Source organism: Enterobacter sp. RHBSTW-00175 (genome assembly GCF_013927005.1).
In the GTDB taxonomy this organism is placed as follows: domain Bacteria; phylum Pseudomonadota; class Gammaproteobacteria; order Enterobacterales; family Enterobacteriaceae; genus Enterobacter.
The window spans coordinates 995902-1010227 of sequence record NZ_CP055930.1 but is presented as its reverse complement, the minus strand read 5'-3'; the positions used below and the strand labels follow the sequence as shown (position 1 = coordinate 1010227).

General features: G+C 55.7%; 18 protein-coding genes. 15 read left to right on the top strand and 3 right to left on the bottom strand.

The features are described 5' to 3' along the window. The 11 genes from cysN to rpoS all read left to right on the top strand — a co-directional run bounded on the left by cysN (position 1) and on the right by rpoS (position 8804). The gene (cysN, locus tag HV107_RS04760) at positions 1-1425 is read left to right on the top strand and encodes a sulfate adenylyltransferase subunit CysN (protein WP_182062249.1); all 1425 of its coding nucleotides are present in this window, start codon (positions 1-3) and stop codon (positions 1423-1425) included. Then, entirely contained in the window at positions 1425-2030 is a 606-nt protein-coding gene (cysC, locus tag HV107_RS04755; RefSeq protein WP_182062248.1) for an adenylyl-sulfate kinase, read from the top strand. Before cysN ends, cysC begins: the two co-directional genes overlap by 1 nt. Before the next feature lie 58 nt (positions 2031-2088). Continuing rightward, positions 2089-2415 carry a DUF3561 family protein gene (locus tag HV107_RS04750; protein ID WP_182062247.1) on the top strand — a complete coding sequence of 109 codons (327 nt, stop codon included), beginning with the start codon at positions 2089-2091 and terminating at the stop codon, positions 2413-2415. A 167-nt stretch (positions 2416-2582) separates the two neighbouring features. Next, the gene (ftsB, locus tag HV107_RS04745; RefSeq protein ID WP_182062246.1) at positions 2583-2894 is read left to right on the top strand and encodes a cell division protein FtsB; all 312 of its coding nucleotides are present in this window, start codon (positions 2583-2585) and stop codon (positions 2892-2894) included. 19 nt (positions 2895-2913) lie between these two features. Then, positions 2914-3624 (top strand): 2-C-methyl-D-erythritol 4-phosphate cytidylyltransferase, encoded by a 711-nt coding sequence (gene ispD / locus HV107_RS04740; RefSeq protein ID WP_182062245.1) that lies wholly within the window; start codon positions 2914-2916, stop codon positions 3622-3624. Beyond that, positions 3624-4103, top strand: a complete 480-nt coding sequence (gene ispF / locus HV107_RS04735) for a 2-C-methyl-D-erythritol 2,4-cyclodiphosphate synthase (RefSeq protein WP_014071548.1) — start codon at positions 3624-3626, stop codon at positions 4101-4103. Before ispD ends, ispF begins: the two co-directional genes overlap by 1 nt. Next, entirely contained in the window at positions 4100-5149 is a 1050-nt protein-coding gene (gene truD / locus HV107_RS04730) for a tRNA pseudouridine(13) synthase TruD (RefSeq protein ID WP_182062244.1), read from the top strand. The genes ispF and truD overlap by 4 nt, the downstream gene beginning before the upstream one ends. Beyond that, a complete protein-coding gene (surE, locus tag HV107_RS04725) occupies positions 5130-5891 on the top strand; it encodes a 5'/3'-nucleotidase SurE (RefSeq protein WP_182062243.1) in 762 nt (253 codons plus the stop codon). The genes truD and surE overlap by 20 nt, the downstream gene beginning before the upstream one ends. Beyond that, the gene (locus HV107_RS04720; protein WP_014071545.1) at positions 5885-6511 is read left to right on the top strand and encodes a protein-L-isoaspartate(D-aspartate) O-methyltransferase; all 627 of its coding nucleotides are present in this window, start codon (positions 5885-5887) and stop codon (positions 6509-6511) included. Before surE ends, HV107_RS04720 begins: the two co-directional genes overlap by 7 nt. 116 nt (positions 6512-6627) lie before the next feature. Next, positions 6628-7752 carry a murein hydrolase activator NlpD gene (gene nlpD, locus HV107_RS04715; RefSeq protein WP_182062242.1) on the top strand — a complete coding sequence of 375 codons (1125 nt, stop codon included), beginning with the start codon at positions 6628-6630 and terminating at the stop codon, positions 7750-7752. 59 nt (positions 7753-7811) lie between these two features. Continuing rightward, positions 7812-8804 carry an RNA polymerase sigma factor RpoS gene (gene rpoS, locus HV107_RS04710; protein WP_013098493.1) on the top strand — a complete coding sequence of 331 codons (993 nt, stop codon included), beginning with the start codon at positions 7812-7814 and terminating at the stop codon, positions 8802-8804. Positions 8805-8856: 52 nt separating this feature from the next. On the opposite strand, the gene HV107_RS04705 is transcribed toward rpoS, so the two are convergent. Further along, positions 8857-9234, bottom strand: coding sequence for a DUF4440 domain-containing protein (locus tag HV107_RS04705; RefSeq protein WP_182062241.1), 378 nt, complete (start codon positions 9232-9234; stop codon positions 8857-8859). Beyond that, a complete protein-coding gene (locus tag HV107_RS04700) occupies positions 9231-10433 on the bottom strand; it encodes an MFS transporter (RefSeq protein ID WP_182062240.1) in 1203 nt (400 codons plus the stop codon). Before HV107_RS04700 ends, HV107_RS04705 begins: the two co-directional genes overlap by 4 nt. A 108-nt stretch (positions 10434-10541) precedes the next feature. Here HV107_RS04700 and HV107_RS04695 point away from each other — a divergent pair, with 108 nt between their 5' ends. After that, positions 10542-11429 (top strand): LysR family transcriptional regulator, encoded by an 888-nt coding sequence (locus tag HV107_RS04695; protein ID WP_182062239.1) that lies wholly within the window; start codon positions 10542-10544, stop codon positions 11427-11429. Here HV107_RS04695 and HV107_RS04690 read toward each other — a convergent pair. Then, positions 11426-11833: a MarR family winged helix-turn-helix transcriptional regulator gene (locus tag HV107_RS04690; RefSeq protein WP_182062238.1), complete on the bottom strand. Its 408-nt coding sequence runs from the start codon at positions 11831-11833 to the stop codon at positions 11426-11428. The two genes, HV107_RS04695 and HV107_RS04690, sit on opposite strands and share 4 nt — an antisense overlap. Positions 11834-12006: 173 nt before the next feature. Here HV107_RS04690 and HV107_RS04685 point away from each other — a divergent pair, with 173 nt between their 5' ends. Genes HV107_RS04685 through HV107_RS04675 form a run of 3 tightly spaced genes read left to right on the top strand, consistent with a single transcriptional unit; the run spans position 12007 to position 14258 of the window. Further along, entirely contained in the window at positions 12007-12609 is a 603-nt protein-coding gene (locus tag HV107_RS04685) for a non-oxidative hydroxyarylic acid decarboxylases subunit B (RefSeq protein WP_182062237.1), read from the top strand. Then, positions 12599-14026: a non-oxidative hydroxyarylic acid decarboxylases subunit C gene (locus tag HV107_RS04680; protein ID WP_166717616.1), complete on the top strand. Its 1428-nt coding sequence runs from the start codon at positions 12599-12601 to the stop codon at positions 14024-14026. The genes HV107_RS04685 and HV107_RS04680 overlap by 11 nt, the downstream gene beginning before the upstream one ends. A 10-nt stretch (positions 14027-14036) precedes the next feature. Beyond that, entirely contained in the window at positions 14037-14258 is a 222-nt protein-coding gene (locus HV107_RS04675; protein WP_182062236.1) for a non-oxidative hydroxyarylic acid decarboxylases subunit D, read from the top strand. Positions 14259-14326 lie beyond the last annotated feature (68 nt).

The window sequence follows — 14326 nt, the reverse complement described above, 5'->3', positions numbered from 1 at the left end:
ATGAATACCACTATTGCTCAACAAATTGCTGATGAAGGTGGCGTTGAAGCCTACCTGCACGCGCAACAGCACAAAAGCCTGCTGCGCTTTCTGACCTGCGGCAGCGTCGATGACGGGAAAAGTACTCTGATTGGCCGTCTGCTGCACGACACGCGCCAGATTTATGAAGACCAACTCTCTTCCCTGCACAACGACAGCAAACGTCACGGCACCCAGGGTGAAAAGCTGGATCTGGCATTGCTGGTGGATGGCTTACAGGCTGAGCGTGAGCAAGGCATTACCATTGATGTCGCTTATCGTTATTTCTCTACCGAAAAACGCAAATTTATCATCGCCGACACCCCGGGGCATGAACAGTACACCCGTAATATGGCCACCGGTGCATCGACCTGTGAGCTGGCGATCCTGCTGATCGACGCGCGTAAAGGCGTGCTGGATCAGACCCGTCGTCACAGCTTTATCTCCACATTGCTGGGGATCAAACACCTGGTGGTGGCGATCAATAAAATGGATCTGGTTAATTTCAGCGAAGAGAAATTCGATGAGATCCGTCAGAGTTACCTGACCTTTGCTGAACAGCTGCCGGGCAATCTGGACATTCGCTTTGTGCCGCTCTCCGCGCTGGAAGGCGATAACGTGGCTTCCCAGAGCGCGAATATGCCGTGGTACAGTGGCCCGACGCTGCTGGAAGTGCTCGAAACCGTTCAAATTCAGCGTGTGGTCGACACCCAGCCGATGCGTTTCCCGGTGCAGTACGTTAACCGTCCGAACCTGGATTTCCGTGGTTTTTCCGGCACGATTGCGTCAGGCAGTGTGCAGGTTGGGCAACGAGTGAAAGCGCTGCCTTCGGGCGTGGAGTCTTCCATTGCGCGTATCGTGACCTTCGATGGCGATCTGCCAGAAGCGGGCGCTGGCGAAGCGGTCACTCTGGTGTTGAAAGACGAAATTGATATCAGCCGCGGTGACCTGCTGGTTGATGCCCATGAAACGCTGGCGGCCGTTCAGGGCGCTGCTGTGGATGTGGTATGGATGGCTGAGCAGCCACTGAAAGCCGGCCAAAGCTACGACATCAAAATTGCAGGCAAGAAAACCCGTGCGCGCGTGGACGGCATTAAGTACCAGGTGGATATCAACAACCTGACGCAGCGTGAAGTGGCAGAGTTGCCGCTGAACGGCATCGGTCTGGTGGATCTCACCTTTGACGAGCCTTTGGTGCTGGATCAATACCAGCAGAACCCGGTGACTGGCGGGCTTATCTTTATCGACCGACTCTCTAACGTGACCGTGGGTGCAGGGATGGTGCGTGAGCCAAATGACAAGGCTGCTGTAACCTCTGAATTCAGTGAATTTGAACTGGAGTTGAATGCACTGGTGCGTAAGCACTTCCCGCACTGGGGCGCGCGCGATCTGCTGGGAGGCAAGTAATGGCTGCACATGATGAGAACGTCGTCTGGCATCCTCATCCGGTGACGGTTGCTCAGCGTGAACAACTCCACGGTCATCGTGGGGTTGTGCTGTGGTTTACCGGGCTGTCTGGCTCAGGTAAATCCACGGTCGCGGGGGCGCTGGAAGAAGCGTTACATCAGCAGGGGGTAAGTACCTATCTGCTGGACGGGGACAACGTGCGCCACGGCCTGTGCAGCGACCTGGGGTTCAGCGATGACGATCGTAAAGAGAATATCCGTCGGGTCGGGGAAGTGGCGAGCCTGATGGCCGATGCCGGGCTGGTGGTGCTGACCGCGTTTATCTCGCCTCATCGCGCCGAGCGCCAGATGGTGCGTGAGCGGGTGGGCCACGATCGCTTTATCGAGGTGTTTGTTGATACCCCGCTGGAAATCTGCGAAGCACGCGATCCAAAAGGACTCTACAAAAAAGCCCGTGCGGGTGAACTGCGAAACTTCACTGGAATTGACTCGGTATACGAAGCGCCTGAATCCCCAGAGATTCACCTGGAAGGTCAACAATTGGTAACAAATTTAGTGAGCCAATTATTAGACCTGCTCAGACGGGACGATATTATCAGATCCTGAGACGGTATCGTTCGGGAGCTGTCTTCCCGAACGATGAGTCATGGTCACAGGATTAGCTATGCGCAACAGTGAAAACTACATTATCACCACCGGGTCGGAGCCGTTATCGACCGACGACGAGACGACCTGGTCATTTCCTGGGGCCATAGTCGGCTTCGTCTCGTGGTTGCTGGCGCTGGGTATCCCTTTTCTTATCTACGGCGGTAACACGCTGTTCTTCTTTCTCTATACCTGGCCTTTCTTCCTTGCGCTGATGCCCGTTGCGGTCGTGGTTGGCATTGCGCTCCATTCGCTACTCAATGGCAAACTCCTATATAGTGCGATCGTCACGATTGTGACGGTGGTCTTGATGTTTGGTCTGTTATTTTTGTGGCTCATGGGCTAACTTCAGCCATAATTCAAACCGTAACCAACTGTGTGACGATATTGTGCAGGGCGATTCTGCGGAAAAAATGTGGTACATTTGCCCGCGATGTTGCGGCATCTCTGTAACCCCGGCGAAGAGTCCCGGGGAAAGTTATAGGATGATGATGCCGTTTTTCAGGGGGCAGGATGGGTAAACTAACGCTGCTGTTGCTGGCTTTGCTGGTCTGGCTGCAATATTCGCTGTGGTTCGGTAAGAACGGGCTACACGACTATAGCCGGGTGAGCGATGATGTCTCGGCTCAGCAGGCAACAAACGCCAAACTTAAGGCGCGAAACGATCAACTTTTTGCTGAAATTGATGACCTCAATGGCGGGCAAGAGGCGATTGAGGAACGCGCACGCAACGAACTCAGTATGACTAAGCCGGGCGAAACGTTTTATCGTCTGGTACCGGATGCGTCTAAACGCAATCAGGGCTCAGCACAAAACAATCGATAATCAGGCCCAGGATTACGACATGGCAGTTACTTTTTCGGACGTATGCGCCGTGGTGCCAGCCGCAGGTTTTGGCCGGCGTATGCAGACAGAATGTCCAAAGCAATACCTCTCAATTGGCGATAAAACGATCCTTGAGCACTCCGTGGCGGCGCTGCTGGCGCATCCACGGGTGACGCACGTCGTTATCGCTATCAGCCCCGGCGATGTTCGTTTTGCCGAACTGCCACTGGCGAATCACCCGCAAATTACCGTTGTTGATGGCGGCGCAGAGCGCGCCGACTCCGTGCTGGCTGGCATTCAGGCTGCCGCAGGCGCGCAGTGGGTGCTGGTGCATGATGCCGCGCGTCCGTGCCTGCATCAGGACGACCTTGCACGCCTGCTGGCGTTGAGCGAAACAAGCACGGTAGGCGGCATTCTGGCCGCGCCAGTGCGCGACACCATGAAGCGTGCCGAACCGGGCAAACAGGCTATCGCACATACCGTTGAGCGCGTTGATTTGTGGCACGCGCTGACACCACAGTTTTTCCCCCGCGAGTTACTCCACGATTGCTTAACGCGTGCGCTTAAAGAAGGTGCGACCATCACTGATGAAGCCTCGGCGCTGGAGTATTGCGGTTTTCACCCTGAGCTGGTTGAAGGACGCGCTGATAATATAAAAGTGACACGTCCTGAAGATTTACAGCTCGCGGAATTTTATCTTACCCGTTCGACCCATCAGGAGAAGGCATAATGCGAATTGGACACGGTTTTGATGTACACGCCTTTGGCGGAGAAGGCCCAATTATCATTGGCGGCGTACGTATTCCTTATGAAAAAGGGCTGCTGGCGCATTCTGATGGCGACGTGGCGCTGCACGCGTTAACCGATGCGTTGCTGGGCGCTGCTGCGCTGGGCGATATTGGCAAACTGTTCCCGGACACCGACCCGGCGTTCAAAGGGGCTGACAGCCGTGCGCTGTTGCGCGAAGCCTGGCGCCGTATCCAGGCCAAAGGCTACAGCCTTTGTAACGTGGATGTGACGATCATTGCTCAGGCGCCCAAAATGCTGCCGCACATCCCGCAGATGCGCGTATTCATTGCCGAAGATCTGGGTTGCCATATGGATGACGTTAACGTTAAAGCCACCACCACCGAAAAGCTCGGCTTTACCGGTCGGGGTGAAGGTATTGCCTGTGAGGCCGTGGCGCTTCTGGTGAAGGCGGCAAAATGACAGACTTCGACAACCTGACATACCTGTACGGCAAACCTCTGGGTAACGGCGTGCTGAAAGCCAGCCCGGAAGATTTTGTCGTGGTCGAGGATTTAGGTTTCGCACCGGACGGGGAAGGCGAGCACATCCTGGTCCGCATCCTGAAAAACGGCTGCAATACCCGCTTTGTGGCGGATGCGCTGGCTAAATTTCTGAAAATCCACGTCCGTGAAGTGAGCTTTGCAGGCCAAAAAGATAAACACGCGGTTACCGAACAATGGCTCTGCGCGCGCGTACCGGGCAATGGGATGCCGGACTTAAGCAAGTTTGAGCTTGAAGGCTGTAAAGTGCTGGAATATGCCCGCCACAAGCGCAAGCTGCGCCTGGGAGCGCTGAAAGGTAACGACTTCACGCTGGTGCTGCGTGAGGTAACGAACCGCGACGACGTTGAAAAACGCCTGAATGCCATCAACGAGCAGGGCGTGCCGAACTACTTTGGCGCGCAGCGTTTCGGTATTGGTGGCAGTAACATTCAGGGCGCGTTGCGTTGGGCGCAAAGCGATGCCCCGGTTCGTGACAGGAATAAACGCAGTTTTTGGTTGTCGGCAGCCCGAAGCGCGTTGTTTAATCAAATGGTGAGCGAACGACTGAAAAAACCGGACGCGAATCAAGTTGTTGTCGGCGATGCGCTACAATTAGCGGGACGCGGGAGCTGGTTTGTGGCAACGGCTGAAGAAATGGCCGATGTGCAGTCGCGCGTGGATGCCAAATCCCTGATGATTACCGCTGCATTGCCCGGTACGGGCGAGTGGGGTACTCAGGGTGAAGCGCTGGCCGCAGAGCAGTTGGCCGTGGCAGATGCGTCAGAATTACAATCATTGCTGGTGCGGGAAAAAGTCGAAGCAGCACGCCGTGCGATGCTGCTCTACCCGCAACAGCTGAGCTGGAACTGGTGGGATGACGTGACCGTCGAGTTACGCTTCTGGCTGCCGGCAGGTAGCTTTGCCACCAGTGTTGTCAGGGAACTTATCAACACGTCGGGTGACTATGCGAATATTGCTGAGTAACGATGATGGGATCCACGCCCCAGGCATTCAGACGCTGGCGAAAGCCCTGCGTGAATTTGCCGATGTGCAGGTTGTGGCACCCGATCGTAACCGCAGTGGGGCGTCTAACTCATTGACGCTGGAGTCGTCGCTTCGCACCTTTACCTTTGAAAATGGCGACATTTCTGTCCAGATGGGCACGCCGACGGACTGCGTATTTTTGGGCGTGAATGCGCTTATGCGCCCGCGCCCGGATATCGTCGTATCCGGCATCAATGCTGGCCCGAATCTGGGTGATGACGTTATCTATTCCGGTACGGTTGCTGCCGCAATGGAGGGCCGCCATCTGGGATTTCCCGCACTGGCGGTCTCGTTAAACGGCCACAAGCATTACGAAACGGCAGCGGCAGTCACTTGTTCCATTTTGCGCGCGCTCAACCGCGAACCGTTGCGTACGGGCCGTATCCTCAATATTAACGTACCTGACCTGCCTCTGGACGAAATCAAAGGTATTCGCGTAACCCGTTGTGGGAGCCGCCATCCGGCCGATCAGGTGATCCCGCAGCAGGATCCGCGTGGTAATACGCTTTACTGGATTGGCCCGCCAGGCGAAAAACACGATGCCGGGCCGGATACCGATTTCGCCGCGGTGGATGAAGGGTACGTTTCGGTTACGCCATTGCACGTAGATTTAACCGCTTATAACGCGCATGATGTGGTGTCGGACTGGTTGGATCGCGTTGGAGTGAACACGCAATGGTAAGCAAACGTGTACAAACTCTTCTGGAACAATTACGCGCTCAGGGGATCGCTGACGAGCATGTACTGGATGCGCTCGCCCAGGTCCCGCGTGAGAAATTTGTAGACGAGGCGTTTGAACACAAAGCGTGGGAAAACGTGGCGCTGCCTATCGGGCAGGGTCAGACTATTTCGCAGCCCTACATGGTGGCGCGCATGACGGAGTTACTGGAACTGACGCCAGAATCCCGCGTGCTGGAGATTGGCACCGGATCGGGTTATCAAACCGCGATCCTGGCGCATCTGGTTCACCATGTTTGTTCGGTCGAGCGAATTAAAGGTTTGCAGTGGCAGGCGCGTCGTCGCCTGAAACAACTTGATTTACATAATGTTTCAACACGTCATGGTGATGGGTGGCAGGGTTGGCAGGCTCGCGCTCCGTTTGATGCCATTATCGTGACGGCAGCGCCGCCTGAGATCCCAGCTGCACTCTTATCGCAGCTGGATGAAGGCGGCATTCTTGTCCTGCCCGTGGGCGACGAGCAGCAGCTTCTGAAGCGTGTTCGTCGGCGTGGCGGCGAGTTTATTATCGATACTGTGGAAGCCGTACGCTTTGTGCCTCTTGTTAAGGGAGAGCTGGCCTGAGACTCAGAATTATCCAGGGTTATTAAGGCAAATTCAGCGTATGGTGTGGCGCAAAAGGTTCGTGCCATCACGGTTATTTTTAAGTCACTGGTAGTTAACACATTCCTGGGGGATAAATGAGCGCGGGAAGCCCAAAATTCACCATCAGCCGTGTTGCGGCATTATCACTGGTTTCGCTATGGCTGGCAGGCTGTTCAAGTTCTGGTAACGCACCTGCGCCGGTCAGCACGGTAGGCGGGAACAGCAGCTCGGGTAGTACGTCCGGCGGAATGTTGATTACCCCTCCACCTAAAATGGGCACATCAACGGTTCAACAGACGCCGCAAATTCAGCCCGTTCAGCGCCCGGTTTCGCAGCCGACACAGATTCAACCTGTGGAACAACCTGTGCAGACCGAAAATGGCCGCATCGTGTATAACCGGAAGTACGGGAATATTCCGAAAGGTAGCTATACCGGTGGCAGCACCTATACCGTGAAACGCGGTGATACGTTGTTCTATATTGCCTGGATCACCGGGAACGATTTCCGTGACCTGGCTCAGCGTAATAACGTACAGGCACCTTACGGGTTGGAAGTGGGTCAATCGCTCCAGGTTGGTAATGCGACAGGCACGCCACTAACGCCTGGCAACACAGTTTCAGCGGCCGACGTGACCGCGCAGAACAACAGTGTTAAGCCTGCACAAAAATCCAGCACAGTGGTTGCTTCGCAACCGGTAATTACGTATTCTGAGGATTCAGGTGATCAGAGTGCTAACAAAATGTTGCCTAATAATAAAGGGACTGCGACGACTGTCACAGCACCGATTACGGCACCTGTGGTTAGCTCTATCGAACCGACTGCCAGCAGTACATCAACCAGTTCGCCAATCTCTGCATGGCGCTGGCCAACTGACGGCAAGGTTATCGAGAACTTCTCTTCTACCGAAGGTGGGAATAAAGGGATCGATATCGCAGGGAGTAAAGGACAGGCTATCATCGCGACCGCAGACGGGCGCGTTGTGTATGCCGGTAACGCTCTGCGTGGTTACGGTAATCTTATTATCATCAAACATAACGATGATTACCTGAGTGCCTACGCCCATAACGATACAATGCTGGTCCGGGAACAACAAGAAGTTAAGGCGGGGCAAAAAATAGCTACTATGGGTAGCACCGGCACCAGTTCTACACGCTTGCATTTTGAAATTCGTTACAAGGGGAAATCCGTAAACCCGCTGCAATATTTACCGCAGCGATAATTTGACGGGGCATGCCAGCCAGGGTGTCTCGTTCAGGGATCACGGGTAGGAGCCACCTTATGAGTCAGAATACGCTGAAAGTTCATGATTTAAATGAAGATGCGGAATTTGATGAGAACGGAGCAGAGGCTTTTGACGAAAAAGCCTTAGTAGAAGAGGAACCCAGTGATAACGATTTAGCTGAAGAAGAGCTGCTATCGCAGGGTGCCACACAGCGTGTACTGGACGCGACTCAGCTTTACCTTGGGGAGATCGGTTACTCCCCACTGTTAACGGCCGAAGAAGAAGTCTATTTCGCACGTCGTGCTTTGCGTGGTGATGTAGCCTCACGCCGCCGCATGATTGAAAGTAACTTGCGTCTGGTCGTGAAAATTGCCCGTCGTTACGGCAATCGTGGTCTGGCTTTGCTGGACCTGATTGAAGAGGGCAACTTAGGGCTTATCCGCGCAGTAGAGAAGTTTGACCCGGAACGTGGGTTCCGCTTCTCAACCTACGCGACCTGGTGGATTCGTCAGACCATCGAACGGGCTATTATGAACCAGACCCGTACGATCCGCCTGCCGATTCACATCGTCAAAGAGTTGAACGTCTATCTGCGTACCGCGCGCGAGTTGTCCCATAAACTGGACCACGAGCCAAGTGCGGAAGAGATTGCCGAGCAACTTGATAAACCGGTTGATGACGTAAGCCGTATGCTGCGTCTCAACGAGCGCATTACCTCCGTTGACACCCCGTTGGGTGGCGACTCCGAAAAAGCGCTGCTGGACATCCTGGCCGATGAAAAAGACAACGGCCCGGAAGACACCACGCAGGACGATGACATGAAACAGAGCATCGTCAAATGGCTGTTCGAACTGAACGCCAAACAGCGTGAAGTGCTGGCACGTCGTTTCGGTTTACTGGGGTATGAAGCTGCGACACTGGAAGACGTCGGCCGTGAAATTGGCCTGACCCGTGAACGTGTTCGCCAGATTCAGGTTGAAGGTCTGCGCCGCCTGCGTGAAATCCTGCAGGGGCAAGGTCTGAATATCGAAGCGCTGTTCCGCGAATAAGCAATCTTTCGTCAAAAAAGGCCCGTCGTGAGACGGGCCTTTTTCTTTTGCGCTATGGCTGTGCTGTTTCGTGTAACAGACGCCACGTTATCTTATCGCCATCCTGATTAAGCACCGCTGTTGACCAACGCACGTTGACGGGCAGATCCGGCCGGGTTTGCGTCTCCCGGTAGTGAAGCACCGCACTCCAATCGCCGCTCTGGATCGTGGTTAATTCGTCAATGCCGATTTTCAGTCCGGGACGGCTTCCGCGCTGTTTTTCCAGAAAACTGGCCAGGCCGTTATAGTCGACCTGCACACCGCCCGGCGGGATCATCAGAAAATCCGGGCTGAAGCGGGCGAGCAGGGCGTCGTAATCGCCTTCGCCTTTGCCTAACCAGTCTTCAAGCGCAATGTGGAGGTCGATAATGTCGTGTTCGAAAGGCGTCATGAATTCTCCTGTCGCAGCTGGGTGAGTACCTGCGTATTGTTAAGTCGAAAAACGTACAGTACAGGCAGCAAGGTCATGCCTGCGGCAAAAATAAACATCCCGTGCCATGCGGCGAGCGGCGGTAGCCAGATCTGCGCCAGGTTCAGCGCCTGTGCCAGCAGCAGGGCGCCGGCAAAAAAGCTCAGCTGACGATTGAGGTTCCACAGCGCGCTGGCATCCGGCATGTCATCCCGGCGCGTTGTCAGAAACGCGCTGCTCTGAGCCGTACTGCTGCACAGGCTTCCTCCCGCGCCCATTAGGGTAAACGCGACGGCAGGCAACAGCGTTGACGAGCTGACGTCAATCAAAAGCAGAATACCCGCCGCCTGCAGCAGGCAGCCGATGACGATCAGCGGTCGGGGGCCGATACGGTTAAAATAACGTCCCGTCGCCGTGATGGCTATAAACGATGCCACAGACCACGGCAGCATGAGCATTCCCGTTGCGGCTGGGCTCATGTTCGCCTCGTGCTGAAGATAAAACATGCCCGTGACGTTCACCCCAATGAATACGCCGGGGACGCATAAATAGACAAGCATGGCAAAACGCAAAAGCGGGTCCGTTAGTAAGGGCAGGTTTAGCAGTCTGGCCGCGTTCATCGTGGGTTTTTCGTGTTTTAGCCACAGACAGGCCAGAACAAACGTCACCATAGCCACCGGGAGCGTGGCGAAAAATATCCATCGCCAGCCCAGCGTCTCAACCAGCAGTCCACCGACAGCAGGAGAACAGGCGGGTGCAAGTAACGCTACCAGCATGACCGCGGAGGAGAGCCGGGCACGCTCGTGAGGCCGGAACTGCTGCCAGGTCAGCGCCTGTCCGACGGGGATCAGTAAGCCACCTCCCACGCCCTGCAGCACGCGCCAGGCGATCAGGCTTTCAAGCGTTGCCGACATGCCTGCCGCAGCAGAGGCGGCGCTGAACAGAAAAAGCGAGAGCAGAATGACGCGCTTTGGCCCGATCCGGCGCGTCAGCACGGAGCTGAACGGGATCACCAGCGTCAGACCGGCAATGTACCCGTTACTGACCCAGGCAAGCGTTGAAGGCGTGGCGTTAAAATCGTGAGCCATCGCCGGAAAGGCGACGCTGGCAATGAACATGTTGATCAGATCTAGAAAAAAGCCCAGCAGATAAACAACGGCAACTTTGCTGCGATACGTCATGGTGGATCCTCCGGTGAGGTGGCGTATCGTATCGGCCGGTGAAGCACGGATAAACCTGACAAAGCGCGATATACTGTCAAAAATATTTTGACAGTATAAAGGGCGATAATGATTAACTTACAGCGCGCGCAGATGTTTGTTGCGGTGGCCGACACCGGGAGTTTCACGGCGGCAGCGGATGCGATGGGCCTGACAAAAGCGGTGGTCAGCTTCAATATTCGCCAGCTCGAAGCTGAGCTGGGCGTCACCCTGCTGCTGCGATCCACCCGCCGTCTGACGCTAACCGAGGCGGGCGCGCCGTTTCATAAACGCAGTGTCGCGCTTCTGAAGGACGCAGAACAGTTGCAGGATGATGTCCGCGCCAACCATGCGGGGCTCACGGGGGAGCTGCGGATCACGACCACGCCTGAGTATGGCTCGCAGGTCGTGGTGCCGCTGCTGGCCAGGTTTAGCCAGCAGCATCCGGATCTTCGCGTGCGTCATGTTTCGTCGTCATTGCACGCCGACCTTATCTCGGAGCGCTTTGACGTGGCCATCCGGCTGGGAACGCTTGCCGATTCTCGCTATCACGCCGCGCTGATTTCGCACTTCTCCATTCTCCCCGTTGCGGCGCCCGAGTGGCTCGTAAGCCATCCGGTTGAATCGCTGGCGCAGCTGGCGCAGGCCGACTGGATTATTCACGAGCGTGTCGCTTCGCCGCTGCGCTGGCAGGTGAAAAATGCCGGCGGCGCGCCTGAAACGCTGGAGATTAAAAAAGCGCCGCGTTTGTTTGCCGACAGCGCTCAGGCGCTCATGGCCTTTGCGCTTGCGGGAGGTGGGGTGGCGTTACTGCCGGAATGGCTGGCGCGCGATGCGCTTGATGCGGGAAAGCTGGTCCCGGTTCTACCGGAATATACATTTGCGCAGCAGGGGATCTATGCGGTGTATCCGGATGCCCAACATCTGCCAGCGAAGGTGCGCACCTTTATTGATTTTATGCGCACCAGCGTGAATTAACCGTGCATCATCTTTTTGATGAGGGCAGAGAACTGCTCCCGCTCGGCTTGAGTGAGACGCCCTAAAAACGCCTCATCCACCGCGTTGCCCACCGGCTTACAGCCTGCAAGCAGAGCTTCACCTTCTGGCGTCAGGAAGACAAACCGGCGGCGCTTGTCTGCCGGGTCGTGCTCGCGTTTGACCAGCCCGCGCGCCTCCATGCGGCTCAGCATTTCCGCCAGGGTCGCTTTCGTACTGACCGCCACTTCGGTCAATGCCACCTGTTCAATACCCGGATGCTCGGCAACGGAGCGCATAACCGCGTACTGCGGCTTGGTGAGTTCCGGTAAGGCATACTGCCACTGCGCGGTATGCTGTTGAAAAAGCTGACGTAACAGATGGAACGCCTCTTGTCTTAGTTCCATGAACACTCCGACGGAAAAAAATCTCCCACTATGATAGCCGCTATTGCTCCGGATTTTAACGCGCCATTTTTTAGCTATTCGTGTGATCGTGTGCGAACGATCTTGTCAGAAAAGCGACCCGGGAGTAGCTTACTCATAATGTTCGTACACGAACAAATTAATTGAGGTGCTGAATGAGATTGATCGTGGGAATGACAGGGGCGACTGGCGCACCGCTCGGTGTGGCGCTGCTTCAGGCGCTGCGTGATATGCCAGAAGTGGAAACGCATCTGGTGATGTCAAAGTGGGCGAAAACAACCATTGTGCTGGAAACGCCGTATTCCGCTCAGGATGTTGCTGCGCTCGCGGATGTTGTCCACAGCCCGGCCGATCAGGCTGCGACTATCTCGTCCGGCTCGTTTCGTACTGACGGCATGATTGTTATTCCATGCAGCATGAAGACCCTTGCCGGTATCCGCGCGGGTTATGCCGAAGGGCTGGTGGGCCGTGCTGCCGATGTGGTGATAAAAGAGGGACGCAAGCTGGTGCTGGTTCCACGTGAAACCCCGCTCAGTACGATCCATCTGGAGAACATGCTCGCACTTTCCCGTATGGGCGTGGCAATGGTGCCGCCGATGCCCGCGTATTACAACCACCCGCAAACCGCCGATGACATTACCCAGCATATTGTGACGCGTGTGCTTGACCAGTTTGGTATGGAGCACAAAAAAGCGCGCCGCTGGAACGGGTTGCAGGAGGCCAGACATTTTTCACAGGAGAACAAAGATGGCATTTGATGATTTGAGAAGCTTCCTCCAGGCGCTCGATGAGCAAGGGCAGCTGTTGAAAATTGAGGAAGAGGTCAACGCCGAACCCGATCTGGCGGCAGCGGCCAACGCTACCGGACGTATTGGCGACGGTGCACCTGCACTGTGGTTTGACAACATTCGCGGCTTCACCGACGCCCGCGTGGTGATGAACACCATCGGCTCCTGGCAAAACCATGCGATTTCAATGGGGTTGCCAGCCAATACGCCGGTGAAGAGCCAGATAGACGAATTTATTCGCCGCTGGGATAAATTCCCCGTTGCACCTGAGCGCCGTGCTAACCCGGCATGGGCCGAAAATACGGTGGATGGCGAGGACATTAACCTGTTCGATATTCTGCCGCTGTTCCGCCTGAACGACGGTGATGGTGGTTTTTACCTTGATAAAGCCTGCGTGGTATCACGCGATCCGCTGGACCCGGACCATTTCGGCAAGCAGAACGTCGGGATCTACCGTATGGAAGTCAAGGGCAAGCGCAAACTGGGCCTGCAACCTGTTCCTATGCACGATATCGCTCTGCACCTGCATAAAGCGGAAGAGCGCGGGGAGGATCTGCCGATTGCGATCACGCTGGGTAATGACCCGATTATTACCCTGATGGGGGCAACGCCGCTTAAGTACGACCAGTCTGAATACGAAATGGCTGGCGCGCTTCGTGAAAGTCCGTATCCAATCGCGACTGCACCGCTGACCGGGTTCGACGTGCCGTGGGGCTCTGAAGTTATCCTCGAAGGGGTAATTGAGGGACGCAAACGTGAAATCGAGGGGCCATTCGGTGAATTTACCGGCCACTATTCCGGTGGCCGTAATATGACCGTCGTACGCATTGATAAAGTCTCTTACCGCACTAAACCCATTTTTGAATCGCTCTATCTGGGGATGCCCTGGACGGAGATTGACTACCTGATGGGCCCGGCAACCTGCGTGCCGCTCTACCAGCAGCTTAAAGCTGAATTCCCGGAAGTACAGGCAGTGAATGCCATGTACACCCACGGTCTTTTGGCGATTATCTCCACCAAAAAACGTTACGGCGGTTTTGCCCGTGCCGTGGGGTTACGTGCCATGACCACGCCACATGGCCTGGGTTACGTGAAGATGGTGATTATGGTGGATGAGGACGTCGATCCGTTTAACCTGCCGCAGGTGATGTGGGCGCTGTCGTCGAAAGTTAACCCGGCGGGGGATCTGGTGCAGTTGCCGAACATGTCGGTGCTTGAACTTGACCCAGGCTCCAGCCCGGCCGGGATCACCGACAAGCTGATCATCGATGCCACCACGCCTGTCGCACCGGACAACCGTGGCCACTATAGCCAGCCGGTACAGGATTTACCTGAAACGAAAGCCTGGGCTGAAAAACTGACCGCGATGCTCGCAGCTCGCCAATAAGGAGGAAAACATGATTTGTCCACGTTGTGCCGATGAGCATATTGAAGTGATGGCGACATCCCCGGTGTCAGGGGTCTGGACTGTCTACCAGTGCCAGCATTGTCTGTATACCTGGCGTGATACTGAGCCGCTACGCCGTACCAGCCGTGAGCACTACCCGCAAGCGTTCCGAATGACGCAGAAGGATATTGATGACGCACCGCAGGTGCCAACCATTCCGCCGCTGCTGTAAAAAAGCCGGGTGGCGGCTTTGCCTTACCCGGCCTACAAAACCCATAGGCCCGGTAAGCGCAGCGCCAC

What these genes read in the sequence shown, in the direction of transcription:
- nlpD (WP_182062242.1), top strand. Translation starts at nt 6,628, where the DNA reads ATGAGCGCGGGAAGCCCAAAATTCACCATCAGCCGTGTTGCGGCATTA.
- HV107_RS04690 (WP_182062238.1), bottom strand. Translation starts at nt 11,833, where the DNA reads ATGGAACTAAGACAAGAGGCGTTCCATCTGTTACGTCAGCTTTTTCAA.
- cysC (WP_182062248.1), top strand. Translation starts at nt 1,425, where the DNA reads ATGGCTGCACATGATGAGAACGTCGTCTGGCATCCTCATCCGGTGACG.
- HV107_RS04680 (WP_166717616.1), top strand. Translation starts at nt 12,599, where the DNA reads ATGGCATTTGATGATTTGAGAAGCTTCCTCCAGGCGCTCGATGAGCAA.
- ftsB (WP_182062246.1), top strand. Translation starts at nt 2,583, where the DNA reads ATGGGTAAACTAACGCTGCTGTTGCTGGCTTTGCTGGTCTGGCTGCAA.
- surE (WP_182062243.1), top strand. Translation starts at nt 5,130, where the DNA reads ATGCGAATATTGCTGAGTAACGATGATGGGATCCACGCCCCAGGCATT.
- cysN (WP_182062249.1), top strand. Translation starts at nt 1, where the DNA reads ATGAATACCACTATTGCTCAACAAATTGCTGATGAAGGTGGCGTTGAA.
- rpoS (WP_013098493.1), top strand. Translation starts at nt 7,812, where the DNA reads ATGAGTCAGAATACGCTGAAAGTTCATGATTTAAATGAAGATGCGGAA.
- HV107_RS04695 (WP_182062239.1), top strand. Translation starts at nt 10,542, where the DNA reads ATGATTAACTTACAGCGCGCGCAGATGTTTGTTGCGGTGGCCGACACC.
- HV107_RS04700 (WP_182062240.1), bottom strand. Translation starts at nt 10,433, where the DNA reads ATGACGTATCGCAGCAAAGTTGCCGTTGTTTATCTGCTGGGCTTTTTT.
- HV107_RS04705 (WP_182062241.1), bottom strand. Translation starts at nt 9,234, where the DNA reads ATGACGCCTTTCGAACACGACATTATCGACCTCCACATTGCGCTTGAA.
- HV107_RS04685 (WP_182062237.1), top strand. Translation starts at nt 12,007, where the DNA reads ATGAGATTGATCGTGGGAATGACAGGGGCGACTGGCGCACCGCTCGGT.
- HV107_RS04675 (WP_182062236.1), top strand. Translation starts at nt 14,037, where the DNA reads ATGATTTGTCCACGTTGTGCCGATGAGCATATTGAAGTGATGGCGACA.
- HV107_RS04750 (WP_182062247.1), top strand. Translation starts at nt 2,089, where the DNA reads ATGCGCAACAGTGAAAACTACATTATCACCACCGGGTCGGAGCCGTTA.
- ispF (WP_014071548.1), top strand. Translation starts at nt 3,624, where the DNA reads ATGCGAATTGGACACGGTTTTGATGTACACGCCTTTGGCGGAGAAGGC.
- truD (WP_182062244.1), top strand. Translation starts at nt 4,100, where the DNA reads ATGACAGACTTCGACAACCTGACATACCTGTACGGCAAACCTCTGGGT.
- ispD (WP_182062245.1), top strand. Translation starts at nt 2,914, where the DNA reads ATGGCAGTTACTTTTTCGGACGTATGCGCCGTGGTGCCAGCCGCAGGT.
- HV107_RS04720 (WP_014071545.1), top strand. Translation starts at nt 5,885, where the DNA reads ATGGTAAGCAAACGTGTACAAACTCTTCTGGAACAATTACGCGCTCAG.